The organism is Planotetraspora sp. GP83 (assembly GCF_041262585.1).
Taxonomy (GTDB): domain Bacteria; phylum Actinomycetota; class Actinomycetes; order Streptosporangiales; family Streptosporangiaceae; genus JAOEGB01.
The window spans coordinates 14,705-33,878 of record NZ_JBGCBZ010000025.1; the positions used below are offsets into that span (position 1 = coordinate 14,705).

36 protein-coding genes are annotated in these 19,174 nt (G+C 71.1%); 1 reads left to right on the plus strand and 35 read right to left on the minus strand.

The annotated features are described in order from the left end of the window. Positions 1-22 precede the first annotated feature (22 nt). From ABH927_RS28220 to ABH927_RS28365, 30 genes are all read right to left on the minus strand, one after another. Complete coding sequence (locus ABH927_RS28220; protein ID WP_370026488.1) at positions 23-298, minus strand: hypothetical protein; 276 nt, start codon at positions 296-298, stop codon at positions 23-25. A gap of 97 nt (positions 299-395) precedes the next feature. Continuing rightward, complete coding sequence (locus tag ABH927_RS28225) at positions 396-950, minus strand: DUF4192 family protein (RefSeq protein WP_370026490.1); 555 nt, start codon at positions 948-950, stop codon at positions 396-398. 19 nt (positions 951-969) lie between these two features. Next, the gene (locus tag ABH927_RS28230) at positions 970-1,653 is read right to left on the minus strand and encodes a DUF4192 family protein (RefSeq protein ID WP_370026662.1); all 684 of its coding nucleotides are present in this window, start codon (positions 1,651-1,653) and stop codon (positions 970-972) included. Continuing rightward, positions 1,539-1,835: a hypothetical protein gene (locus ABH927_RS28235; protein ID WP_370026492.1), complete on the minus strand. Its 297-nt coding sequence runs from the start codon at positions 1,833-1,835 to the stop codon at positions 1,539-1,541. The genes ABH927_RS28230 and ABH927_RS28235 overlap by 115 nt, the downstream gene beginning before the upstream one ends. Before the next feature lie 91 nt (positions 1,836-1,926). Next, on the minus strand, positions 1,927-2,052 hold the full coding sequence (locus ABH927_RS28240; protein ID WP_370026494.1) for a hypothetical protein: 126 nt from the start codon (positions 2,050-2,052) through the stop codon (positions 1,927-1,929). Between the two features lie 51 nt (positions 2,053-2,103). After that, positions 2,104-2,247: a hypothetical protein gene (locus ABH927_RS28245; RefSeq protein WP_370026496.1), complete on the minus strand. Its 144-nt coding sequence runs from the start codon at positions 2,245-2,247 to the stop codon at positions 2,104-2,106. A gap of 100 nt (positions 2,248-2,347) precedes the next feature. Next, positions 2,348-2,527: a hypothetical protein gene (locus ABH927_RS28250; protein ID WP_370026498.1), complete on the minus strand. Its 180-nt coding sequence runs from the start codon at positions 2,525-2,527 to the stop codon at positions 2,348-2,350. After that, a complete protein-coding gene (locus ABH927_RS28255; RefSeq protein ID WP_370026499.1) occupies positions 2,528-3,175 on the minus strand; it encodes a hypothetical protein in 648 nt (215 codons plus the stop codon). It lies immediately after the preceding gene. Between the two features lies 1 nt (position 3,176). Continuing rightward, positions 3,177-3,488 carry a hypothetical protein gene (locus tag ABH927_RS28260; RefSeq protein WP_370026501.1) on the minus strand — a complete coding sequence of 104 codons (312 nt, stop codon included), beginning with the start codon at positions 3,486-3,488 and terminating at the stop codon, positions 3,177-3,179. Then, complete coding sequence (locus tag ABH927_RS28265; RefSeq protein ID WP_370026503.1) at positions 3,485-3,721, minus strand: hypothetical protein; 237 nt, start codon at positions 3,719-3,721, stop codon at positions 3,485-3,487. Before ABH927_RS28265 ends, ABH927_RS28260 begins: the two co-directional genes overlap by 4 nt. A gap of 349 nt (positions 3,722-4,070) precedes the next feature. Then, complete coding sequence (locus ABH927_RS28270; protein ID WP_370026505.1) at positions 4,071-4,679, minus strand: DUF6349 family protein; 609 nt, start codon at positions 4,677-4,679, stop codon at positions 4,071-4,073. A 3-nt stretch (positions 4,680-4,682) separates the two neighbouring features. After that, positions 4,683-5,057: a hypothetical protein gene (locus ABH927_RS28275; protein WP_370026507.1), complete on the minus strand. Its 375-nt coding sequence runs from the start codon at positions 5,055-5,057 to the stop codon at positions 4,683-4,685. A 60-nt stretch (positions 5,058-5,117) separates the two neighbouring features. Next, on the minus strand, positions 5,118-5,765 hold the full coding sequence (locus ABH927_RS28280) for a hypothetical protein (RefSeq protein ID WP_370026509.1): 648 nt from the start codon (positions 5,763-5,765) through the stop codon (positions 5,118-5,120). A gap of 116 nt (positions 5,766-5,881) precedes the next feature. Next, positions 5,882-6,436, minus strand: coding sequence for a hypothetical protein (locus tag ABH927_RS28285; protein ID WP_370026510.1), 555 nt, complete (start codon positions 6,434-6,436; stop codon positions 5,882-5,884). After that, positions 6,429-7,409, minus strand: coding sequence for a hypothetical protein (locus tag ABH927_RS28290; RefSeq protein ID WP_370026512.1), 981 nt, complete (start codon positions 7,407-7,409; stop codon positions 6,429-6,431). The genes ABH927_RS28285 and ABH927_RS28290 overlap by 8 nt, the downstream gene beginning before the upstream one ends. Positions 7,410-7,594: 185 nt before the next feature. After that, positions 7,595-9,118 (minus strand): DNA polymerase III subunit beta, encoded by a 1,524-nt coding sequence (gene dnaN / locus ABH927_RS28295; protein WP_370026514.1) that lies wholly within the window; start codon positions 9,116-9,118, stop codon positions 7,595-7,597. Between the two features lie 111 nt (positions 9,119-9,229). After that, positions 9,230-9,724: a hypothetical protein gene (locus tag ABH927_RS28300; RefSeq protein ID WP_370026516.1), complete on the minus strand. Its 495-nt coding sequence runs from the start codon at positions 9,722-9,724 to the stop codon at positions 9,230-9,232. A 13-nt stretch (positions 9,725-9,737) separates the two neighbouring features. Continuing rightward, complete coding sequence (locus tag ABH927_RS28305; protein ID WP_370026518.1) at positions 9,738-10,055, minus strand: hypothetical protein; 318 nt, start codon at positions 10,053-10,055, stop codon at positions 9,738-9,740. A 25-nt stretch (positions 10,056-10,080) separates the two neighbouring features. Further along, the gene (locus ABH927_RS28310; protein ID WP_370026520.1) at positions 10,081-10,479 is read right to left on the minus strand and encodes a hypothetical protein; all 399 of its coding nucleotides are present in this window, start codon (positions 10,477-10,479) and stop codon (positions 10,081-10,083) included. A gap of 90 nt (positions 10,480-10,569) precedes the next feature. Next, entirely contained in the window at positions 10,570-10,872 is a 303-nt protein-coding gene (locus ABH927_RS28315; RefSeq protein WP_370026521.1) for a hypothetical protein, read from the minus strand. Beyond that, positions 10,869-11,324, minus strand: coding sequence for a hypothetical protein (locus ABH927_RS28320; protein ID WP_370026523.1), 456 nt, complete (start codon positions 11,322-11,324; stop codon positions 10,869-10,871). The genes ABH927_RS28315 and ABH927_RS28320 overlap by 4 nt, the downstream gene beginning before the upstream one ends. After that, positions 11,321-11,491 (minus strand): hypothetical protein, encoded by a 171-nt coding sequence (locus ABH927_RS28325; RefSeq protein WP_370026526.1) that lies wholly within the window; start codon positions 11,489-11,491, stop codon positions 11,321-11,323. Before ABH927_RS28325 ends, ABH927_RS28320 begins: the two co-directional genes overlap by 4 nt. A gap of 20 nt (positions 11,492-11,511) precedes the next feature. Next, on the minus strand, positions 11,512-11,766 hold the full coding sequence (locus ABH927_RS28330) for a hypothetical protein (RefSeq protein ID WP_370026528.1): 255 nt from the start codon (positions 11,764-11,766) through the stop codon (positions 11,512-11,514). Between the two features lie 177 nt (positions 11,767-11,943). Then, the gene (locus tag ABH927_RS28335; protein ID WP_370026530.1) at positions 11,944-12,423 is read right to left on the minus strand and encodes a hypothetical protein; all 480 of its coding nucleotides are present in this window, start codon (positions 12,421-12,423) and stop codon (positions 11,944-11,946) included. A 116-nt stretch (positions 12,424-12,539) separates the two neighbouring features. Next, positions 12,540-13,319: a hypothetical protein gene (locus ABH927_RS28340; protein ID WP_370026532.1), complete on the minus strand. Its 780-nt coding sequence runs from the start codon at positions 13,317-13,319 to the stop codon at positions 12,540-12,542. Positions 13,320-13,392: 73 nt separating this feature from the next. Next, positions 13,393-13,821, minus strand: a complete 429-nt coding sequence (locus tag ABH927_RS28345; protein WP_370026533.1) for a hypothetical protein — start codon at positions 13,819-13,821, stop codon at positions 13,393-13,395. Positions 13,822-13,826: 5 nt separating this feature from the next. Next, positions 13,827-13,958 (minus strand): hypothetical protein, encoded by a 132-nt coding sequence (locus ABH927_RS28350; RefSeq protein WP_370026535.1) that lies wholly within the window; start codon positions 13,956-13,958, stop codon positions 13,827-13,829. 66 nt (positions 13,959-14,024) lie between these two features. Continuing rightward, entirely contained in the window at positions 14,025-14,375 is a 351-nt protein-coding gene (locus ABH927_RS28355) for a hypothetical protein (protein WP_370026537.1), read from the minus strand. Then, positions 14,365-14,748, minus strand: a complete 384-nt coding sequence (locus ABH927_RS28360) for a hypothetical protein (RefSeq protein WP_370026539.1) — start codon at positions 14,746-14,748, stop codon at positions 14,365-14,367. Before ABH927_RS28360 ends, ABH927_RS28355 begins: the two co-directional genes overlap by 11 nt. Further along, entirely contained in the window at positions 14,745-14,870 is a 126-nt protein-coding gene (locus ABH927_RS28365) for a hypothetical protein (protein ID WP_370026541.1), read from the minus strand. Before ABH927_RS28365 ends, ABH927_RS28360 begins: the two co-directional genes overlap by 4 nt. Before the next feature lie 424 nt (positions 14,871-15,294). Here ABH927_RS28365 and ABH927_RS28370 point away from each other — a divergent pair, with 424 nt between their 5' ends. Continuing rightward, complete coding sequence (locus ABH927_RS28370; protein WP_370026542.1) at positions 15,295-15,753, plus strand: MaoC family dehydratase; 459 nt, start codon at positions 15,295-15,297, stop codon at positions 15,751-15,753. Between the two features lie 17 nt (positions 15,754-15,770). Here the strand turns inward: ABH927_RS28370 and ABH927_RS28375 are convergent, their stop codons facing one another. The 5 genes from ABH927_RS28375 to ABH927_RS28395 form a co-directional block, all read right to left on the minus strand. Then, positions 15,771-16,982 carry a hypothetical protein gene (locus ABH927_RS28375; RefSeq protein WP_370026543.1) on the minus strand — a complete coding sequence of 404 codons (1,212 nt, stop codon included), beginning with the start codon at positions 16,980-16,982 and terminating at the stop codon, positions 15,771-15,773. Further along, on the minus strand, positions 16,979-17,566 hold the full coding sequence (locus ABH927_RS28380) for a hypothetical protein (protein WP_370026545.1): 588 nt from the start codon (positions 17,564-17,566) through the stop codon (positions 16,979-16,981). Before ABH927_RS28380 ends, ABH927_RS28375 begins: the two co-directional genes overlap by 4 nt. A gap of 439 nt (positions 17,567-18,005) precedes the next feature. Beyond that, positions 18,006-18,434: a hypothetical protein gene (locus ABH927_RS28385; protein ID WP_370026546.1), complete on the minus strand. Its 429-nt coding sequence runs from the start codon at positions 18,432-18,434 to the stop codon at positions 18,006-18,008. Further along, positions 18,431-18,616, minus strand: a complete 186-nt coding sequence (locus ABH927_RS28390) for a hypothetical protein (RefSeq protein WP_370026547.1) — start codon at positions 18,614-18,616, stop codon at positions 18,431-18,433. The genes ABH927_RS28385 and ABH927_RS28390 overlap by 4 nt, the downstream gene beginning before the upstream one ends. Beyond that, positions 18,613-19,173, minus strand: a complete 561-nt coding sequence (locus ABH927_RS28395) for a hypothetical protein (protein ID WP_370026549.1) — start codon at positions 19,171-19,173, stop codon at positions 18,613-18,615. Before ABH927_RS28395 ends, ABH927_RS28390 begins: the two co-directional genes overlap by 4 nt. Position 19,174 lies beyond the last annotated feature (1 nt).

Genomic DNA, 19,174 nt, shown 5'->3' on the forward strand with positions numbered 1-19,174 from the left:
CGCGCACGCCACCCCTTGCGGGTCAGATGGCGCGGGGAACGCCGGACGAGTCGTAGGCGACGCGGACGAGCAGGTCCGGGTGGTGGGCGTCCGGCCCGCCGTCCGCGCCGAGCCAGTTGACCTTGATGTAGGGGATGCCGTGGTCCGCCGTGTGGCCGCGGCCGAAGACGATCCCGACGGCCGTCATCCGGTGGGGGCCGCTTTCGATGGCGCGCCGCATGGCGACAAGGTCCTCGTCGTCGAAGACAGCGCGCGGGTCGGCCGCGTCCGGTGTAGCGGCGGTGCTGGTGGCGATCATGGTGGCCCTCTCCCTAACCAGATTTATATCTAAATCATATGTTAATACTTTACTGATATCAATCGTGATGTGGTGTTGGGCGCGGAGTTTTCCGAGGTCAGTCGGCCGAGGGGGCGAAGCCGGCCCGGTCGAACAGGTCCAGACGCTGCCGCAGCTCGCCCAGCCACCCGGCGTCCGGTTCGGCCGGGGGCAGCACCACGTCGGACAGGTCCAGGGGTTCCATGCCGTGCCCTACGGCGGACTTGAGCAGCAGCCCGGCCCGGTAGTCCGGGTGGCACACCTGCAGCATGTCCAGGGCGGCGCGGACGCCGAGCACGTCCCCGGACAGGGTGCAGGCGTGCCCGGCGAGGAACGCGGGCGGGGCGAGGAACACTTCCGGCACGCGGGCGGTGAACGCCATCCAGCGCTCAGCCCGCTCGGCGGCGTTGTCCCCGCTGATGGCGGCCACCGCGGTGTCACGCACGTAGAGCACGTGCAGGGCGAGTGCGAGGCGGGCGGCGTCGTCGCCGGGCAGATCGTCGCCGGTGTGGAAGCGGGACAGCAGGTCCAGCCCGTCACGGACGAGGCCTGCTGCCGCGCGGTCGGGGTCGGCTGCGATCCGGGCGGTCAGGGCGTCGCGGTGGCCGCGGACGACGCTCAGGCTGATGGTCACGGCGGTTGGTCCCTTCCGGTCAGGCGGTCGTCCGGGCGAGCTCGATCAGGTCGAACATTCCGAGGCGGTCCACGAGCGGGTCGAGCCAGCGGGCGTTCGGCTCGACGTCGGGCAGCTGCACGTAGGACATGTCGTAGCCGTCGGGCTTGAGGCACAGCATGTGCACCATCTGGTGGGCCGCGCGGTAGTCGGGCTGGCAGGTCAGCGCCCCGTACAGGGCGTCGAGCGCCCCGTCGAGGTTGCCCGCCAGGAAGTGGGCGTAGCCGGCGAGGAACGCGGCCGGAGCGGTGAACACCGGAGGGACGCTAGTGCCGAGGCGGGTCCACTGGACGGCGCGGCGGGCGGCGTTGTCCCGGCTGATCGACGCCCAGGCGGTGTCGCGGACGTACAGCACCTGCAGGGCGACGGTGAGCTGCGTGGCGTGCGGGTCGGGCAGCTCGCCGTCGCTGTGGAAGCGGTCCAGCAGGGCGCGGCCGTCGTTCACGACGGTGACGGCCAGGCCGTGCGGGTCCTCGCGCAGGCGCTCGGTCAGGGTGGCGCAGTGGTCGCGGAACAGGTCACGGCTGATCACGGACGGTCTCCTTGGGGTCAGGCGGTGGGCTGGGTCAGCTGGTAGGCGGTGGACAGGGCGGGGTCGCGCTGCCAGGCGACGAGGGCGCGGTGGGCGGGGTCGCTCGGCGCGAGGTCGCGCAGGCGCATCCAGTCGCCGTTGACGGTGTAGACGTCGGCCGACCACCGGCGGGTGAGCATGTAGGTGTCGGTGTCGCCCATGCGGGAGACGGTGACGTCGTCGCCCCCGTCCGGGGCGCGCAAGATGAACACGTAGGCGTGGTCGAGCGGGTCGAAGCCCAGGGCGGGGCCCGGGGTGGCGGCCGGTGCGGACATGGCGGTCCCCTTTCGTCGCGTGCGGTGCGGTCGGTGGGATGGGGTGGGATGGCCCGCGCGCCCGATGGGGGCAGGCGGGCGGCCGGGCCGGTCAGGCGACCCGGCAGGGGATACCGGCGTCGTTGAGGATGCGGGTGAACTCCTCGGCGTCGCCCTCGGGGATGTCGAGCGTGACGTCGCCCTCCGGGGCGATGACCAGGTACTTGACGGTGGCCATGCGGGGCCCTGCCTTCCTGTGAGCGGTGCAGTCGGTGAGGTGGGTGCCGGGTCAGGCGAACCGGAACTGGATGCCGTTGTCGGCGAGGATCGCCGCCAGCTTGGCCCGCCCGTCGTCGGGGACGCTCACGCGGACCTCGCGACCCTCCGCAGTGATCACGAAGGTGGTGCGGGCGAGTGTGCTGGTGGCGACCATGATTGGGCCCCTTTCCATAGCTGTTCTATATCATAATCATATGAAACTATCTAATCGATATCAATCGCCTTACGGGTTTGGGGGCGAAGTTTTTTCCAGGTCAGGCGGCGAACAGCTGCATCTGCAGGCCGCGCCTGTGGCGGTACCAGGCGTGCGTGCGGAGCGTCCCGCCGTCCTCCCCGGAGGGTAGGAACAGCAGCACCGTGTTGATGCTGGCGCCGACGCTCGCGAACGCGTCGCCGGGCAGGGGGGTCAGGTCGCCGTTGTTGTCCTTGATCATCTACCGGAACTCGGCGTATGGCCGGTCCGTGCGCCATTCCACGTACCGCGGCATGACGGCGACCAGTAGGGCGTCCTCCCCGAGGAACCCGATGGCGTGCCGCAGGTGGTCCAGCGCGTGGTGGAACGGCGGGTTCATCAGCACCCGATTGAACCCCTGCTCGTAGTCGTTCGGCTTGAGGCACTTCAAGAAGTCGCCCCGCACGATGCGGCGGGCGGGGACCCGCTCGGCGAGGACGGCGGCCCGGTGCTCGTCGAGCTCCACGCAGTCGACCACCGCGCCCCGGCCCATGGCGGGGCCGGCGATAGCGCCGGTCCCGGCGGACGGCTCCAGCACCGTCATGCCGGGCCGGATCGACGCGTGCTCCAGCAGCTGGTGCACCACCGGGGGCGGGCTGGGGAACCACCCCAGGTCCATGTTCGAGACGAATTCCCCGGCGAGGATCGCCTGGTTCAGCAGCTCCTCGATGTCGCGGCCGAACATGTGGGCGCGGGTGCGGCTGTCCCACTTGCCTCCGGCCTGCTTGAGGACCCGGTTGACCCGCTCGTACAGGCGCTTGCCCAGCTCGAACGGGATCTGGACGCGGTCGCCGGCGATGACGACCCGCTGGTCCCGCAGGACCTCCAGCACCTCCGATGGGATTCTCACGTCACAGCACCTCCTCCATGTTGATGAACGTCACGCCGACGCGGCCCGCGTCGGCGTGGTGGCACTGCAGGTACTCGTCGACCGCCAGGTGGGGCGGCGACCAGGAGCCGGACACCGACGAGACGGGGCAGCCGAAGCCGTCGAAGAACTCCACCCGCCAGTCGCCGACCGCCACCCGGCAGGCGGCGAACCCGGCGTAGTCGTCGCCGTCGTACAGCTCGACGCGGGCCAGGGCGACCCCGCCGGGGGCGCTGTGCGGAGACAGCAGGTCGGCGAGCCCCATGGGCACCAGCTGGCGTCCTTCGTCGCTCATGCCGCGTCCTGGATGTCGGCGACCTGCTCCAGGAACACCCCGGCGACCGGCTCGCCGGTGCCAGGCTCGGCGAGCAGGGCGTGATGCTTGCCGCTCTCGTAGCAGAACCGCAGGCCCTTGTACTCTGTGGCGTCGTCGCCGGTCTTGTCGCCGTCGCGCGTCACCAGGTTGACGATCTTGCCGTTCCAGTTCTGTGCGTCGCCGGGCTTGAACTGGCCGAATTCGAACCGCATGCGTGCCTCCGTGGCTCGTGGGGAACACCTATATCAAAATCGTAGATAGCGGTATCTTTGATATCAATCGAGGTGACGGTGTGGGTGTGCGGAATGCCCATCCCAGCGGTCACCGGCTAGCGGCTGCCCTGCCCGTCCTGCCCGTCCTTGATTTGCGAGTCGGGCAGCAGGACGTCGATCTTGCGCAGCTCCTCGCGGAGCGTCTGCTCCAGCCCCTCGTCCGTCATGCGATCACCTCCCGCCATTTCCTATCTTGATCATAGAAAACGGTCCATCTGATATCAATCGGTGTGGTGGTGTTGAGCAGGGAAAATACCCGCCGGGCTGGGTCCGCCCCCCGTCCCCTGGGTCAGCCGAACAGAGACGTCTGCTCGACTCGCGCCGGCTCCCGCCGGGGCTCGGGCGTCGCGGGCTCGGCGCGGACGACGGCCATCGCGTACCCGCCGCCGGGCGCCCTGCCCGGCACGTGCCGGGTGCCGGGCGGGGTGCGCCACTCCAGCACCGGGCCGCCACGCTCAAACCACCCCTGCGGGTACGCCTTGCGGGCGTCGGCCTCCCACTTCGTGATGGCCTTCTTGCTGCTGCTGTCGATGTCGTAGGGGCGGTGCAGCAGCACCGGCATGTCCCGCCAGCCCGAGAAGGCGTGGTCCTGCCCGTCCTCCACGGCGGTGTTCTCGTCGGACCGGATCGGCCCCGCGTGGCCGCAGGCGCCGCAGAACGACCGGTAGCGGATGTGGCGCTCCGGCTCGGCCACCGTCGGCGGGCTCGGCATCTGGCCGTCGTGCGACCAGGACAGCACCGTCGTACGGCATGCCCCTTCCAGCCGAGGGCCTGGGGCGGGCTGGCAGATGGCCACCCCGTTCGGATACGGCTCGGGCCAAGCGCCCGGCTTACCTGGCAGGACCTGGGCTGCGGGGTCGGCGTCGCGGGTGAGGTGGGGTGCGGTTTCAACGGTCACGGCTCAAACGCTCCTTTCAGTCCCTTCGGTGGCCCGGGAGGCACGCCGGGCCTGGATCTCCCCGCGGGCGGCCTGCAGTTCGGCGGTCGCCAGCGCGGCCGCCCGCGGGTCGGCCTCCTCAGCCGCCAGGAGGGCCTGCTTCTCGGCGGCCTGGGCGACGGCCAGCGCCCGGCGGGCCTGGTCGTACAGCCGCTCGGCGCGCTGGCGCCGCTCAGCCGTGCCGTGGAATCCGGCGTGCTGGTCGTCAGCCCCGACGGCCCGCTTCCAAGCCGCCCGGCTGCTGGCGGCCTCCTGCTCGGCGGGGAGCCCGGCCAGGCCCGCCTTCAGGTAGGCGTCGGCCTCCCTGCAGCCGGTGGCTACGAGCTGGTCGCGGTTCATGTCGTCCTCCTCACTGTGGTGGGTTGCGGGCCTGCGGGCGGGCGCGGGCCCTTCGGGTGGTCAGCGGCGGCCACGGGCGCGGGTCCCGGCCGGGCGGCGCGGCCGCCGGGCGCGGCGGGCGGCCAGGCGGTCCCTGCGACCGATCAGCTCATCCAGCAGCCGCCAGTCCTCCTCCGGAGCGGGCTCCCAGCGGGTCATGTCGCCCAGCTCCCGGCCGAGCTCCTGCACCTCCTCATCGAGGGCGGCCGCGCGGGCGGCGAGCACGGCCGCGGCCAGCGGGTGAGCGGCCCGCGTGTGCGTGCGCCGCGCACGCCGGGCCAGGCGCGTGCCGAGGCGGGCCATCGCTGCGGCGTCCCGCTTGTTCCGGGCGCAGTCGTGGCCGGCGTCAGCGCCGAGGAACGTCGCGCCGACGCCGACGCCGGCGGCGATTTCGGTCCACTCGCCCAGGGTCATTGCGACCCGCACCAGGTGGGCGCGGTCGGGCAGCTGGTCCCGCAGCTGGTCCCGCAGCTCCCAGTAGCGGTGGCCGCGCAGCTCGTGGTCCGCGCAGTCGTCGCATATCGCCTCGTCCTCGGGCTTTTCCGGGCACCAGCACCAGCCGGGTCCGCTGTAGTGGTTGGCCGCCCAGCTCAGCCCTTCGGTGACGAGCTCCCAGCGGTCGCTGGGGAGGGTGACGACGAGCGGTGCGGAGGAGTCGCGGCTGGCCATGTGGTTGCCTCCTGATGATGGTGGTGCCGAACCATGTCTATATCTAAATCATATATAATGGCGGCTATGATATGACAGTGTTTGTGCGGGTGAAGCGGTGAAAAGTCCAACCGGGGTCAGTCGCCGCGCGCCTCCGCGTTGAGCCGGTCGCACAGCGCCTGCATCGTCGCCCGGTCGGCCTGCTTGCCGGCCTTCCCCGGCCCTTCCCGGTAGGCCATGCCGGTCTCAAGGTCGATTACCGCGTAGTGCGTGGGGTGCGTCATCGACAGCACCATGAATCGGTCCTTGGAGTCGTATGGCGGCTTGCGCTGGTCGATCCACGAGTTCGCCGTCCGGATCCACTGGCCGGTCACGCGGGGGCAGTACATGAAGTGCAGCCATCGCGAGCCGTTTGCCAGGCATGCCCGCAGGAACTCCATGTCGTTGACGTCGCTCGGCTTGCAGGCGAAGGTCAGGGGCTGCCGGCGGGTCCAGGCCACCTCCTGCGGCTGCGGCGCCGCGACGTCGTGGGCGACCAGCAGCGTGGGCGGTCCGGCCGAGTAGCGCAGCACGCTGCCGTCGGTGGCCAGCTCGATCGCGGCGTTCGGGTCGGCGTCCAGGGCCGTCTGCGCGTGCCGCATCACGGTCGCCATGTCGTAGGCCACGGTGTAGCCGTCTTCGACCTCAATCACAGTCGGTTCCTTCCTCGGGTTCCTCGGTGGAGATGGGGGCTTGCACCAGGACACGGCCGCACGCCGAGCACGTCAGGTCCTTGTCGCCGTGATACAGGTCGACCGTCCACGGGTGGACTTCGCCGAGCTCCGACCCGGCGTCCGCGATGACCTGCGCCCGGGTGTGGGTGAGGCAGCCGGGCGCGCACAGCACCCGCCCGTCGTCCAGGTGGTAGGCGATCGGCTCCTGCCGGTACTGCCACAGGCCGATCAGCTCCGCCGGGGCGCGGCGTGGCGTGCCCGTGCCCGCCGGGTAGGCGGCGGCGGGTGGTGGGGTGGGCCGGTCGGCCGTGGGCGTGCCCGCGGGGCCGGTGGGCGTCCGGTCCGGGCGGCCGGGCGGGTGCAGCTGGGCCGACATCAGGTCGGTGATGGCGGCGTAGCGGGCGGCGGAGGCGCGGTCCCGCCGGTGGGAGGGGCAGGTGTAGACGGGGGCCGTGCATTGTCCGCACGCCTCGCAGGCGGCGGCGTACGAGGAGGTCACCAACGACAGGGCGAACAGCACCTGGCCCCATTCGGTGTCGGGCAACACCACCACGCCGTGCGGGATGGGCTGGGTCATCGTGGCCTCCGGGTCGGGCAGGGTGCGGGTGATGGTGAGGTCGGCCGGGCGGAGCGTCACCGACAGCCCGTAGGCGTCCCAGGTGAATGCCCACCGGTTGAGCAGCAGGACGTCGCCGGAGACGAACGGCGGCAGGCCGGCCGCCTGATAGGTGCGGCGGTGCACACGCTCGGCGTCGGTCATGTCGGCTGGGACGGCGCCGTCGGGGCCGAACACCCACCGCAGGTGCTCGGCCGTGGAGGAGGCGAACATGTCCCACAGGTCGCCGGGCAGGGTGCCCGTGTGAACGGCGGCGAGCCGGTCGCCCGGCATGTAGCGGTCGCCGCGGCGGTCGAGGTTGCGGTACACGGTGACCCGCGTAACGCTCTTTGTCATATCTTTGCGCCCCATTTCTGTGACTGTGATATAAGGATGGGTGTGCATGGCGTCTCCGCATGGTGAAGGGAAGCCGGAACTGCCTGTGCCGAACCTAGATCCAACAGGCGTTCGGGCGTGGGGTGGTGTGGCGCCGACCTGGGAAACGCGGGGGGGGGGGCCCGGGGGCCCCCCCCCCCACCGGCTCAGCTGAGCCGGATCGGCATCAGCAGGTGGACGTACGCCGGGTCGATCTCACCTCCGGCGTTCACCGGGACCAGCAGTTCGGCCGTCGTCGCGGAGGTCAGGCGCAGCCGCGCCTTCGGCGACCCGACCACGTCCAGGGCGTCCAGCAGGTAGCGGTGGTTGAACGCCACCTCGAACCGGTCGCCGGACCACTCGACGGGCAGCTTCTCCACCCCGTGCGCCTCGTCGCCGGTGCCCGCCTCGATCCTCACCCACCCGGAGTCGAACGCCAGCCGGATCGGCGTCTCCCGCTCGGCGACCAGCGCGACCCGCTTCACCGCGGCGGTCAGCGCGGCCACGCTGACGTCGACCTCGTTGCAGAACTCGGTCGGCAGCAGGTTCTGGTAGTCGATGAACTGCGGGTCGAGCAGGCGGGTCGTGGTGTGCCGGTCGCCGGCGGCCAGGCCGGCCAGGCCCGCCTCGTCGCCCTCGCCGGGGAAGGCCAGCTCCACCATGCCGTCGCCGGTGAACGCCTTCGCGGTCGGGCTGAGCGTCCGAGCCGGGATCATGATCTCGGCGGTGAAGTCGGGCGTGGGTGGCGTCCAGGCCAGCTCGCGCACCGTGAGGCGGTAGCGGTCGGTCGTGGCCAGCGTGAGCTTCCCGCCGTCGGCGGTCACGTGGACCCCGCCGAGCATGGCCAGGGTGTCATCCTTGCTCGCGGCCACCGCGACCTGCGCCACGGCCTTGGCGAACTCGGCGGCGTCGACGGTGCCGACCGCCTGCGGCGCCTTGGGCAGCGTCGGGTAGTCCTCGACCGGCATGCTCATGAGGGTGAACACCGCGTCGCCGGAGGTCATTACGACCTTCGTGCCCTTGACGTCGATGTCGACCATTCGGTGTGGCAGCGCGTTGGTGATCTCCGAGAGGATCTTGCCGGGCAGGAGCAGGCTCACCTCCCCGTCGCCGTCGACGGGCAGTGCGGCCTTCGCTGACGACTCGTAGTCGTAGGCGCACAGCTCCATCCGGTCGCGGATAACGTCGATTCGGATGCCGGTCAGGACCGGCACCGACGGGCGGACCGGCAGCGACTTCGCCACCCAGGCCACCGCCTGCGCGAAGTCGGCGCGATCGACCCTGAACGACACCTCGGCGGGCCGCTCGGCCTTCACCTCCACCAGGGTCCCCGGCTCAGGTCCGGCGGTCTCCGCCTCCGCCTCGGGCTCGGCGGCGGCCTCCGGCTCGGCGACGGGCTCGGCCGCCTGCGGCTCCGGCTTGGCCTCCGCCTCGGCGGCGGGCTCGATCATGTCCGTCTCGGCTGCCTCCGCTTTGGGAGCCGTCTCGGTCACCTCCGTCCCGGCGGGCTCAGCCTGTGGCTCGACGTCCGCCTTGTTCCTACGGCGGGTACCGGTCTTGCGGGCCTTGGCCTCGGGCACCTCCGTTTCGGCCGGCGCGGTCGACTGCGGCTCGGCCTGCGGCTGGACGTCCGCCTTGTTCCTACGGCGGGTACCGGTCTTGCGGGCCTTGGCCTCGGTCGTGGCGGGCATGGGCTCTCCTCGTTGGTAGTGGAATTGCTATATCTAAATCATATATAACCGTGCCATTGATATCAATCTGATTAGGGGGGTGAGCTGGGAAAATGCCCACCCCCCGGTGGGTCAGGTCTGGGTGTTGTCGGCGTCCCGGGCGAGGCGCGCGTACGTGTACCGCATGAGCCGGTCCGGGTGGGCCTTGCCGCGCTTGGTGATGGTGATCAGCTCGACGCGGCCTCCGTCGACCAGGGCGTGCAGGGAGGGCGCGTCCCGCAGCGGCAGCCAGCCGATCGGCACGCCCGGCCAGCCGGACCGGGCGGCTCGGCGGCTCTCCCGCGTGATCGCGCCCAGCACGAGCTGCTTGGACTCGTCCGTGACCGGGGCGAACTCGACGGCGGGACCGGCCGGCTGGTCCGGCTCGGCGGGGACGTCACGCTCGGACTCCCGCACCTTGCCGATCAGGGACACCAGCGCGGGCGCGCCGCCGTCCCAGGCGGCTTCGTACACGAACCGACGTTCGGCCTCGTCCAGCTCGATGCCGTCGAGGGCGTCCAGGACCTTCGCCCGGGCGGACTGGGCGACCAGCCGCGCGGCCTCGTGGAAGTCTATGGGATCGCTCACTGCGGGCTCCGTCTCAGGCGGCTCGTCGGGTGATGAAGGCCAGGCGGGAGGCAAGCTCCTCGCGCAGCGGGGCGGTGTGCGGGTCGCAGCCCTCCTCCATGTCGGCGAGCATCTCCCGCAGAGCCTGCGCCTCGCTCAGGACCGGCGGGGCTGGCGGGCATGGCTCGCCGCACACGATCAGGTGAGCCAGCAGGGCGAAGAACGTGCCGTGGTCGGACTTGATCCGGGCCTGGCGGCTGTCCCAGTAGATGTCGGTGACGGTGAACGTTTGGCCGTGCTGACCGGCCCAGTGGACGTGGCCGGTGCTGGGGGCTGCGCAGGTGCTGATCATGATGCTCGCTCCTTCGGTGTCGGTGTCAGGCGGCGGCCCGGGCGGGACGCGCGGCGGTGAGGATGGCGACAGCCAGGCGGTGGTAGCAGCGGCGCTGCCGCAGCCCGGCGGGGCAGGTGCATGCCTGGAGGGCTACCAGGTAAGTCGTGCTTCCGTCGCTGCTCACCGCGGTCCAGAGGTTGGGTCGGCTGGTCGGGAGGATCGCGCCCTCCTCAAGGGCCTCGCGCGCATTGTCGAGCTGGGTGGCGTTGTAGTCGTCGCAGGGGGCGTTCTTGGCGGCCGCCATCACGCGGGCCTTGCACCGGCGTCCGCGGCGGTCGCGGCGGGACTGCTCGGCTCGAAGGGGCCGTCCGCAGCTGAGGCACTTGATGACGTCCATTGCCGGGGCCGTCCCTTCCGTGTGATGGAGCCGCGCCAACCTCATATCATTATCATATATAACGATGGTCCCGATAGTACAGTGGTTGTGCGTGTTGAGCTGGGAAAATGCCACCCGGGGGCGTCCGGGCACCGGTCAGCTGCGGGGCGCGATGCTGCGCGGCAGGCGGCGCGGCAGCTGCTCCCAGTGCGCCCGCGAGATGCATGGCGCGCACTGCCCGGCCGGGATCCGCATCACACCGGTCGCCGGCTGCCCGGCGTCGACCACCACGGCGGCGTCCCACCGGACCCGCCAGTGGTCGCCGAAAAGCTTCGCAGCGCGGACCCATCCGAACAGGTCGTCCGGGGTGACCTCCTCGCCGTCGCTGACGCGGATGATGTGCCGGCCGGTCAGGCCGGCCGGGTCGACGGGGATGACCGCCGGGGCTTTCGTGCTCATGCCGCCTCCTTCCGGGGCTGGGTCAGCAGGTCGAGCTGGACCGGAGCGGGTGGCGCCGGTTCCGGGCCGGGCAGCACCGCGTCCCGGTCGAGCGTCGGGCTGTCCGGCCACCTGGCGGCGTGATGGATGCAGCAGGTCCCCAGGTGCCACTGGCAGCCGTCGACAAGTCGCCCGCCGGCCCTGCGCGCCCGGTACCAGCCTTCGTTGTGCTCCGACACCCTGGCGCGGGCCTCGTCCACCGTGGCGCAGTTCTTCACGTAGATGTGGGTCAGGCACCCGCCGATCTCGCAGCCGATCGACACGCATGTGGTCTTCCGCTGGGTGGTGCCGGGGAAGTGGGCCTCGTGCAGGGCCAGCGCGGCGGCCACCGTCTCGACCCGGTACCAGGCGTCATCGTCACACCCCGCCTGCGTGGGGTGGTCCTCGCAGGTCACCAGGATGCCGGCGGTCATCGATCCATCACCTCCTGCTGGCGAGCGAGCCTTTCGGCGAGGTCGCCCCGCTCGGTCAGCTGGCGCGGGTTGACGCGGGCGGCCCACTGGCTGCGGTAGTCCCGCAGGGGGGCGATAACGCGCTCACGGCGGGCGGGGATCTGCCCGCGCTCGATGATGTCGATCATGTTGTCCTCCTTCCCTTGCGTCAGGCGGGGTAGATGCCGAGCGTGTGCTCGCGGACGGCATCGAGGAACACCCCGGCGGGTGCGAGGATGCGGTGGCTGGCGTGCAGCGCCCAGCAGTACGGGCCTTCGTCCCAGACGATCGTCCACTGACGGTCGTCGAAGTCCTCCTCCATCAGCTGCGGCCCGTAGGCGGGGTCGTGGGGGAAGTGGGCGGCGATCGCGGCGACCACCTGCTCGGCGTCCTCCGGGGAGACCGTGGTGATGATGGCGGGCATGGCTATGGCTCCCTTCCGTCAATGCTTATATCAAAATCATATAATTATGTGCTTTCTGTGGTACAGGGGGTGTGCGGAGGAAAGCCAGGAAAATCGCAAGTCAAACGGGTGCCCGGACAGCACGACGCCCCCGGCCCCACAACGGGGGCCGGGGGCGCCAATGACGACCGTGGCGGGCTACGCCTCCGCGGGCTCCTGGTCCCGGTTGGTGCGGACGCGGACCACCCGCTCCTCCACCAGCAGCCGCTTGAACTTCACCATCGCGTTCGAGACCTCCATGTCGAAAATCTCGGCGATCTCGTGCCACCGCGCGTCGGCGGTGCGGGCGTCGGCGACGGCCTGCAGCTCATTCTCCCGCGCCTTGTCCAGCCCGGCCTTGGCGTGACGCACGACGACCAACGCCGGCGTCGCCTTGTCCTCCACGCCGTCCCACTTATTGCGAGGCTCCCACTTCCGCGTGTCAATCAGCGGCTTGTACTTGCGGGTCGCGTTCGGCTGGTGCACGCCCAACTCGGCGGCGATCCGCGCCCAGCCCGCATTCACGTGCCGCGCGTCAATCACCGACCGCTCCAGCTCGTCCTCGGCAGCCAGGGTCGCCGCGCGGGCAGCCCGCAGCTTGGACAGAGCGGCAGACGCCTTCAACCTCTCCTCTGCCATACCAACAGCATTGCAAAATGTGACTTCGATAGCAACCGGCGCGCCCGTCACCCCCCGCCCCCGGCGGCGTCTTCCAGCACCTGGTCTACCGACGACGTACAAGCTGTCCAGCACGGTCACTGCTGCCTCCCCGGCTGGGCGACCTGGATGGAACCGGTGCCGTCCGTGCACAGGTACACGGCGGGCAGCGACCACGGCGACACCATCCGGTGCAGCCCGTCGTTCATCTTCGGGTTGACCGCCTCCACCCGCACATGGGAGCCGAGGCGCGGCGACTCCATCACCGCCCGCACCTGTGACTCGGCGACGACACCTGCGACCAGCAGCATGCCGCCCATGACCTGGGCGTGCCGAACCTCGCCGATCTGCCGGCCCTCCCGGTCCAACAGCGGCACAGGTAGCGACCCGCCTTTCGGCGTCGTGTCGTACGGGGCGACGATGCCGCGCGGGCGGTCGCCGGGCCGCTGCTCGGCTTCGTCGCGCCGGACGAACCGCAGCAGCACACCCTCCCATTCGACGCTGTCGGACCGGGGCCGCCACAACGCGCGGTCCGGGGGCGGCGCCTGCTGGTCGTTGGCGTTGTCGTCCATGCGGACGGTCACCCACCGCTCAATCCGTCCGCCGGATCCGACCTTCGTCTCCGACGGGTTGGTCAGCCGCACCCCCCGCCGGACCAGCATGTCCAGCAGGTCGGCGACGTCGCCCTCCTCCCCGGACAGCCTCACGGAGACCGGCCGGTAGACGGGCCGTACGGGCGGTTCGACCACCCGCAGCCCGAGGCTTTCCGCTTCAGCCCGGACGGCGGCCCGCCGCTGCTCCAGCGTCTGCTCGGCGGTGGCGATCGGCACGGTGCGGGTCGCGTCGTCCGACGCCGCGCCGGTTTCGGTGTATCCCATGGGGGCCTCACTTCTCGTGGTCAGGGCCCCGCCCGGCAGCGGTTTCCGGGCGGGGGCGGCTCAGGGGTGGGGGTCAGGTTCTCCAGGTCAGCTCGACGCGTTCGGTCAGCTCCCCGTCCCCGGTGTGGACGTTGAGGTGGTCGAGCAGCGTCCGTAGGAACCCCCGCTGCTGGGCGTGGCCGGCCGAACGCCACCAGTGGACCAGTCCGGGCAGGTTGTCGACGGCGGGCAGGCCCGCCCCTGGCGGGGTGAAGCCCGGGGCAGGGCGGGTGAGCTTGTGCACGGTCAAGGCCCGGCTGAACGCGGCCAGGGTCCGCACCGCCACCAGCCACTCCAGGTGGTCGGCGTCGGCTCGAGTGCAGCCGCCGGGGCGGCGGGTGAAGCACACGTAGGCGCGGCCGCCCGCGTCCAGGTGCTCCACCAGCTCCCGACCACCGCAGCGGCCGCAGCGGGCCATACCATCCAGCACCGCCTTAACCGGCAGGTCCGGGGCGGCGCCCATCCGGGTCAGCCTCCCAGCAGCGGCAGGAAGACGGCGGCCAGGACCACGCCCAGGGCGGCTCCCGCGGCGACGACGCCGAGCGCGGCCAGGCCTTGCCAGGGCCAGTACGGGCGCGGCCCGTCGGTGTGCCTGCTCATGATCAGTTCCCCTTGGTCGGATCGGTGTCAGGTGATGCGGTGGTGCGGAGGGGGAGGGGGCCGGGGTCAGGTGCCGCCGAGCGCGGTCATCACCGCGTTCAGCACGTGTCCCCGGTTGACGTCGTCCAGGCGGTCGAACTCGAACGTGTCGGAGCCGATCGCGACGGCCAGGCGCAGGATCGCCCGCTCCGAGCCGGTGCCCACGGCGACCCCGCCCTGCAGGGCGACCATGGCGCGGTCCCAGTCGATGAATGCCAGCCGCCGGTCCCCGGTGAACTCGATTGCGGCGGCGGTGAACTCAGGGCACTGCACCCAGTGCCCGTGGTTGACGAGCAGCCGCACGGCGGCCCGCACGTGCTTGTCGCTGCGCTCCGCCCACGACAGCAGGGCGGCGGCCAGGTCCGGGCTACCGCTCATCGCCGTACCCCCGCATGAACGCGTTGCCCGTCTCCCGCAGGTACCGGCCGACCAGCAGTTCGGTGCGGCGCGCCGCCCGGTAGGTGTCCTGGTCGCCGCCGCGGAACGCGGCCTCGTGTCCGGCCTCGGTCGCTGCGGTGGTGAAGTCGGCCCACAGGTCCAGCCCGAACTGGTAGTCCAGGCTCTTGTCCGTCTCGAAGGCGCGGCGGGAACCCTCCAGCGTCCGCCATTGCGCAAGCAGGTTCTCCAACTGCTGGTGGAGCGCTCCGACCCGGCGGCCGATGGCGTCGTGGATGGCGCGTTCGGCCTCCTCGCGCTCGGCAGGGGTCAGCGGCGCAGGCTCAGGCTGCTGCGGTGTGCGGCGGCTACTCATCGGGTCGCCCACTTGTCGACGGGCAGGCCCTGGGTCAGGTGTTCCTGTGCGGCGGTCACCCGCTCACGGAAGAACGCGTCCAGCGCCTCCCGGGCCAGGGCCTCGCCGTGGGTGCTCAGCATCAGCCGGGTTTCCCTCCTCCTACATCGGATGCAAGACAGACCGTACACATAGGTGTGTGTCATTGCAATGGAGTCCGTACGACTGGGTTAGCGAGTTTTGGCGCGGGTGGTACGGGACGGCCGGGGAACGTGCCGCATGCGCCGCCGGGAGTCGGCGAGGGTACCCCGACCGTGCCGAAGCTCCTCGTACACCTCCGGCCTGCAGTTCCGGCAGGGAACGGCGTTGTCGCTGTCGGTGTCGACCCAGCCGGCGACGCATCCGATGTGCGTGCACGTGCAGCGCGGGAACGGACAGGGCACCGTCACGGCAATCACCTCCTGCGCGATTAGCACTTTCATTGCGCCCGCGTAGGTAAATCGTAATTCGTGCCACTGACAAAGTCCCTTCAATACCGGGTGGATATCCGCGCGGTAAGGTGCCGCCGTGCGGACATTCGCGAACGTGCAAGAGCTGAAAGCAGCCGTCGGGGAGACATTCGGCCCCGGTGAATGGCGCCCCGTGACGCAGCAGCAGGTCAACCAGTTCGCCGACGCCACCGGCGACCACCAATGGATTCACGTTGACCCCGAACGGGCAGCAAATGGGCCGTTCGGTTCCACCATCGCCCACGGCTATATGAGCCTCGCCCTTCTGCCGGTTCTGATGGGCGCGCTGGTCCATGTGGAGGGGCTGGCGATGGCCATCAACTACGGGCTTAACCGGGTGCGTTTCCCCGCGCCAGTTCCGGTCGGGTCGCGGGTGCGCGCCACCGGCGAGCTGCTGGATGTGAAGGGCACACCGTCCGGCTACCTGGCCAGCATGCGCGTAACGGTGGAGGTGGAGGGCGGCAAACGGCCGGCGTGCCTGGCCGACGCCCTGACGCTGTACGTGCCCGCAGGCTGAGGCGGGCGGCCGGGCGGTCACGCGACCACCGCCAGCTGCCGGGGGCCGTTTAGCCCCGACGCCCAGGCCTTGTCGAACCCGGGACCTTTCTTCGTCTCGACGACGGCCGGGGCGGCGGTGACCAGCTCCTCGACGCACGGGAACAGGTTGTTGCGGCGGTGCAGCCACAGGCGGCGGTGCGGGCCGTCCGCCTCCAGGGTGCGGCCGTGCCGGGCGGCGACCCGCTGCAGCGACGCCAGCACCCGGGCGCGGTCCCCGGTGCCGAGGACCTGAACGTTGCGGACCGCGTTGCCCATCGTCCGCATGTCGCCGTTCTTGGCGCGGAACGCCCGCTGCACCCGGTACAGCGCCCACTCCTGCTCGTCCAGGTGCTGGTGGAACTGCTGCATCAGGGGCCCGGCATCAGGGCGGGTGGTCATCACGTCGACCAGCCGCTCCCCGCCGATCAGGCCCTGCCGAGCGTTGAGCGCCACCGCGGCGTGCTCCATCGACAGCGGCAGCATCGCCACCTCCGGGTGCCGGATGAAACGCGGCAACGTCCGCTCCAGCCCCTCCCGGTGCGTCAGAGCGAAGGGGCAGAATGTGCAGGCTGATTTGGGCCAGTCAACGCCGAGCCGCTGGCGGATGTAGGCCAGGGCGTCGCCGCGGAACCACCCCCACTCGACCAGCGGGTACAGCGGGTTGCGGCCGGGCAGGCGGCCCTGCTCCCGGTCGGTGGCGACCCGGTCGAGCTCGCCCAGCTCGAACCCCACGACGTGGTCGAACGGGCGGCCCCGCGTGAACGCGGAGATCCACTGGTCCAGCACCCAGCCCTTAAACCGCAGCGAGCACTTACGGACCCCGCCGACCTGGGGGACGGTTCCCATGGTGACCATCTCTGTCGACAGCTTGTACACGCCGTCGATGTGGCAGGCGGTCGGGTGGCGGGTGTCGTCGAGCACCACGATGCCGTCCCGCTCGTAGTGGCCGCCCCGGGCCACCTGGACGGTGCGCACGCCGTGCGCGGCCAGCAGCGGGTAGATGAATTGCTCCACCAGGTGGCCGGTCTCCGGCCACTCGTCGCCGGTCTGCGCCGTGATGACGACCAGGTCGGACAGGTCGAAGTCGCGGCTGGACGGGTCGGCCAGCCACCGCAGCAGGATGGCCGTGGAATCCGCGCCGAGCCCGTACGACAGGATGACCCGGCGGCGGCACTGTCTGGCGGCGTCGCGGAGTGCCGCGCCGCTCACGGCAGCCGCTCCACCGTCGGCTCGGCCGTCTTCGTGGTGAGGCCGAGGCTGCGCAGGAACCGGAACTCGCCGGGCCGGGTTTCGTCCATGTGCTGGCGGGCCACCTCGAACGCGTCGTCGGCGGCGGCGGCCACGGTGAAGGTGTAGCGGTACCAGGTGCCGTCGAACATGTCCGCCTCGACGCGGTAGGTGCGCGGCCCGGCCGGCGCGTGGCGCATGCGGCGGGCCAGCATCCGCCACTTGACCTGTTCCACGGTGGGCGGCGTCCAGTGGTGATTGCCGACGAGCTTGCCGTCGTCGCCGGTCAGGCTGGACCAGCGCTCGCCGTGGGGCTCGGCGCGGAGCAGCCCGCACCAGCGGCACCCGCCGGGGGTGGGCATGCCGTCAATGGGCCGCCAGTCGGTACCGGGCTGGTCGCGGTACACGACGTGGCAGCCGATGTCGTAGCCGCGCCACTCGTTGACCTCGCGGACGCGGGCGGCCTGCGCGCGGTCCAGCGTCGCCGCCTTGGCGTCGAAGATGGTGCGGACGTTGCCGTACAGGCGGTCAGTGAAGCGGATGGCGAACTGCATACCCTGGGTCATATCAAAATCATAATATGCCGTGATCTAGATATCCAGCGGGTTTGATTAGCTGACCTGCGCAAACACGGCGACGCCCCCTCCCGCAGGGCTGCGAACCGGGCGCGGGAGAGGGCGAGGACGGTGCCCCCGCGACTGGAGAACCAGGCGGGCCGGCACACCCCGGCGTTCCGGGCGACCGGGGGTCAGCAGCTGACCAGGGCCACAGTAACGGCAACGCCCCCCACCAGCGCGGAAGGTGGAGGGCGTCACCTACCCGGCTGGTGCGTTGAGTGGCCGGGCTATGTGGAGTCGGACCCCGCCGCGCGTTGTGGCGGAGATCGTCGCGGCATGACCGTACCGCGCCAACCTGTGCGGGCGCAGGCTAACGCCCTCGGTCATACCCGTTCGGGCCAGTGCCACGTCCCCGGCAAGTGCCGGCCGTCGACCGGCTCGTGATGCCTCACCGTGGTGAAGAACACCCCGGCAGGGTTGAGCACGACCAGCGCGCACGCGTCGCCGTGCCACTGCTCGACGACCTCCCGCCGGCGGGTGTTGTCCTCGGCGATAAACGGCTCGCGCCGTACCTCCGGGACCCACGCCCCGACCTCGGCGATCGTCGCGGCCGGCACACAGAGGGGAACTCGCCGGCGGGCGTGCCGTACGACACGTAGTGCACCATCCGACCGACGCTCGGCACCGGTGGCCCCGCCGCGACGGCGGGCGCCGCCGGCTGCGGCGCGGCGCCGAGCACCGACTGCAATTGGTCGCGCAGCACCTGCTTGTCGTCGACGCCGGCGGCCGCCAGGGCGAACACCAGCGCGACGCCGAGCGGGCCGTACGTCTCGCCCAGGACGCTCAGCGCCTCCTGCACCCGCGGGTCGACGCTCATGCCCGCCCCCCGGTGTTCGAGCCCGAAGGGGGCGGCGCGGGGCGCACCTGCAGCAGCCCGCCCCCGCCCGCGCAGGCCCCGCCGCAGCCGTCGGGGCTGCACAGGTCCGGGTCGCACAGGTCCGGGTCGCAGTCCTCCCTGGCCCCCTGCCCGCATGAACGCGCGTTTTCGTTCACGGTCATGCGCGGGCCGCCTTTCCGCCGGTGGACTGCTCCAGCGCCGACCAGGCCGCCTCCATCACCTGCGGCGGCACCTGCACCTCGCACCCGGCGGCGGCGTGGACCAGCTCGTACAGGCCGGTCGTCACGACCAGCGGCGGCACCTTCTCCGGCTCCACCGGGCCGATGTGCCGGGCGACGTCCTGGATGCGGGTCATCAGCCCGTGGCAGGCCACGCTCGACTCCCTCGGCCGTGTCTCGCTGGCCAGGTACGCCACCGCCAGGTCCGCCCACAGGTCCAGCATGGCGGCGCGCAGCAGCTCCAAATGCAGGTCGGGTGCGCTGGCGTCCAGCACCACCCAGCCGGGGTGCCCGCACGGGCGGTCGCACACCAGGCGGCTCGGCTGCCCCCACCCGTCCAGCATCACCGTCACGTCGTGCCCGAACTCGGCGCACTCCCGCTGGGCGAGCTCCTGGCGGGCCTGGTCCAGCGTGAACAGCTTCGGCCCCGGGCGGCCCCCGCCGTCCCCCTGGTGCGGCGGCTCGCTGGCGTGCCCAATGTCGGCCGGTATCACGGTCACC

What these genes read in the sequence shown, in the direction of transcription:
- ABH927_RS28220 (WP_370026488.1), bottom strand. Translation starts at nt 298, where the DNA reads ATGATCGCCACCAGCACCGCCGCTACACCGGACGCGGCCGACCCGCGC.
- ABH927_RS28245 (WP_370026496.1), bottom strand. Translation starts at nt 2,247, where the DNA reads ATGGTCGCCACCAGCACACTCGCCCGCACCACCTTCGTGATCACTGCG.
- ABH927_RS28280 (WP_370026509.1), bottom strand. Translation starts at nt 5,765, where the DNA reads ATGGCCAGCCGCGACTCCTCCGCACCGCTCGTCGTCACCCTCCCCAGC.
- ABH927_RS28365 (WP_370026541.1), bottom strand. Translation starts at nt 14,870, where the DNA reads ATGCTGAGCACCCACGGCGAGGCCCTGGCCCGGGAGGCGCTGGACGCG.
- ABH927_RS28360 (WP_370026539.1), bottom strand. Translation starts at nt 14,748, where the DNA reads ATGAGTAGCCGCCGCACACCGCAGCAGCCTGAGCCTGCGCCGCTGACC.
- ABH927_RS28235 (WP_370026492.1), bottom strand. Translation starts at nt 1,835, where the DNA reads ATGTCCGCACCGGCCGCCACCCCGGGCCCCGCCCTGGGCTTCGACCCG.
- ABH927_RS28350 (WP_370026535.1), bottom strand. Translation starts at nt 13,958, where the DNA reads ATGAGCAGGCACACCGACGGGCCGCGCCCGTACTGGCCCTGGCAAGGC.
- dnaN (WP_370026514.1), bottom strand. Translation starts at nt 9,118, where the DNA reads ATGCCCGCCACGACCGAGGCCAAGGCCCGCAAGACCGGTACCCGCCGT.
- ABH927_RS28355 (WP_370026537.1), bottom strand. Translation starts at nt 14,375, where the DNA reads ATGAGCGGTAGCCCGGACCTGGCCGCCGCCCTGCTGTCGTGGGCGGAG.
- ABH927_RS28290 (WP_370026512.1), bottom strand. Translation starts at nt 7,409, where the DNA reads ATGACAAAGAGCGTTACGCGGGTCACCGTGTACCGCAACCTCGACCGC.
- ABH927_RS28330 (WP_370026528.1), bottom strand. Translation starts at nt 11,766, where the DNA reads ATGCCCGCCATCATCACCACGGTCTCCCCGGAGGACGCCGAGCAGGTG.
- ABH927_RS28320 (WP_370026523.1), bottom strand. Translation starts at nt 11,324, where the DNA reads ATGACCGCCGGCATCCTGGTGACCTGCGAGGACCACCCCACGCAGGCG.
- ABH927_RS28325 (WP_370026526.1), bottom strand. Translation starts at nt 11,491, where the DNA reads ATGATCGACATCATCGAGCGCGGGCAGATCCCCGCCCGCCGTGAGCGC.
- ABH927_RS28260 (WP_370026501.1), bottom strand. Translation starts at nt 3,488, where the DNA reads ATGAGCGACGAAGGACGCCAGCTGGTGCCCATGGGGCTCGCCGACCTG.
- ABH927_RS28335 (WP_370026530.1), bottom strand. Translation starts at nt 12,423, where the DNA reads ATGGCAGAGGAGAGGTTGAAGGCGTCTGCCGCTCTGTCCAAGCTGCGG.
- ABH927_RS28305 (WP_370026518.1), bottom strand. Translation starts at nt 10,055, where the DNA reads ATGATCAGCACCTGCGCAGCCCCCAGCACCGGCCACGTCCACTGGGCC.
- ABH927_RS28315 (WP_370026521.1), bottom strand. Translation starts at nt 10,872, where the DNA reads ATGAGCACGAAAGCCCCGGCGGTCATCCCCGTCGACCCGGCCGGCCTG.
- ABH927_RS28390 (WP_370026547.1), bottom strand. Translation starts at nt 18,616, where the DNA reads ATGACCGTGAACGAAAACGCGCGTTCATGCGGGCAGGGGGCCAGGGAG.
- ABH927_RS28250 (WP_370026498.1), bottom strand. Translation starts at nt 2,527, where the DNA reads ATGATCAAGGACAACAACGGCGACCTGACCCCCCTGCCCGGCGACGCG.
- ABH927_RS28380 (WP_370026545.1), bottom strand. Translation starts at nt 17,566, where the DNA reads ATGACCCAGGGTATGCAGTTCGCCATCCGCTTCACTGACCGCCTGTAC.
- ABH927_RS28310 (WP_370026520.1), bottom strand. Translation starts at nt 10,479, where the DNA reads ATGAGGTTGGCGCGGCTCCATCACACGGAAGGGACGGCCCCGGCAATG.
- ABH927_RS28345 (WP_370026533.1), bottom strand. Translation starts at nt 13,821, where the DNA reads ATGGGCGCCGCCCCGGACCTGCCGGTTAAGGCGGTGCTGGATGGTATG.
- ABH927_RS28265 (WP_370026503.1), bottom strand. Translation starts at nt 3,721, where the DNA reads ATGCGGTTCGAATTCGGCCAGTTCAAGCCCGGCGACGCACAGAACTGG.
- ABH927_RS28275 (WP_370026507.1), bottom strand. Translation starts at nt 5,057, where the DNA reads ATGAACCGCGACCAGCTCGTAGCCACCGGCTGCAGGGAGGCCGACGCC.
- ABH927_RS28240 (WP_370026494.1), bottom strand. Translation starts at nt 2,052, where the DNA reads ATGGCCACCGTCAAGTACCTGGTCATCGCCCCGGAGGGCGACGTCACG.
- ABH927_RS28340 (WP_370026532.1), bottom strand. Translation starts at nt 13,319, where the DNA reads ATGGGATACACCGAAACCGGCGCGGCGTCGGACGACGCGACCCGCACC.
- ABH927_RS28385 (WP_370026546.1), bottom strand. Translation starts at nt 18,434, where the DNA reads ATGAGCGTCGACCCGCGGGTGCAGGAGGCGCTGAGCGTCCTGGGCGAG.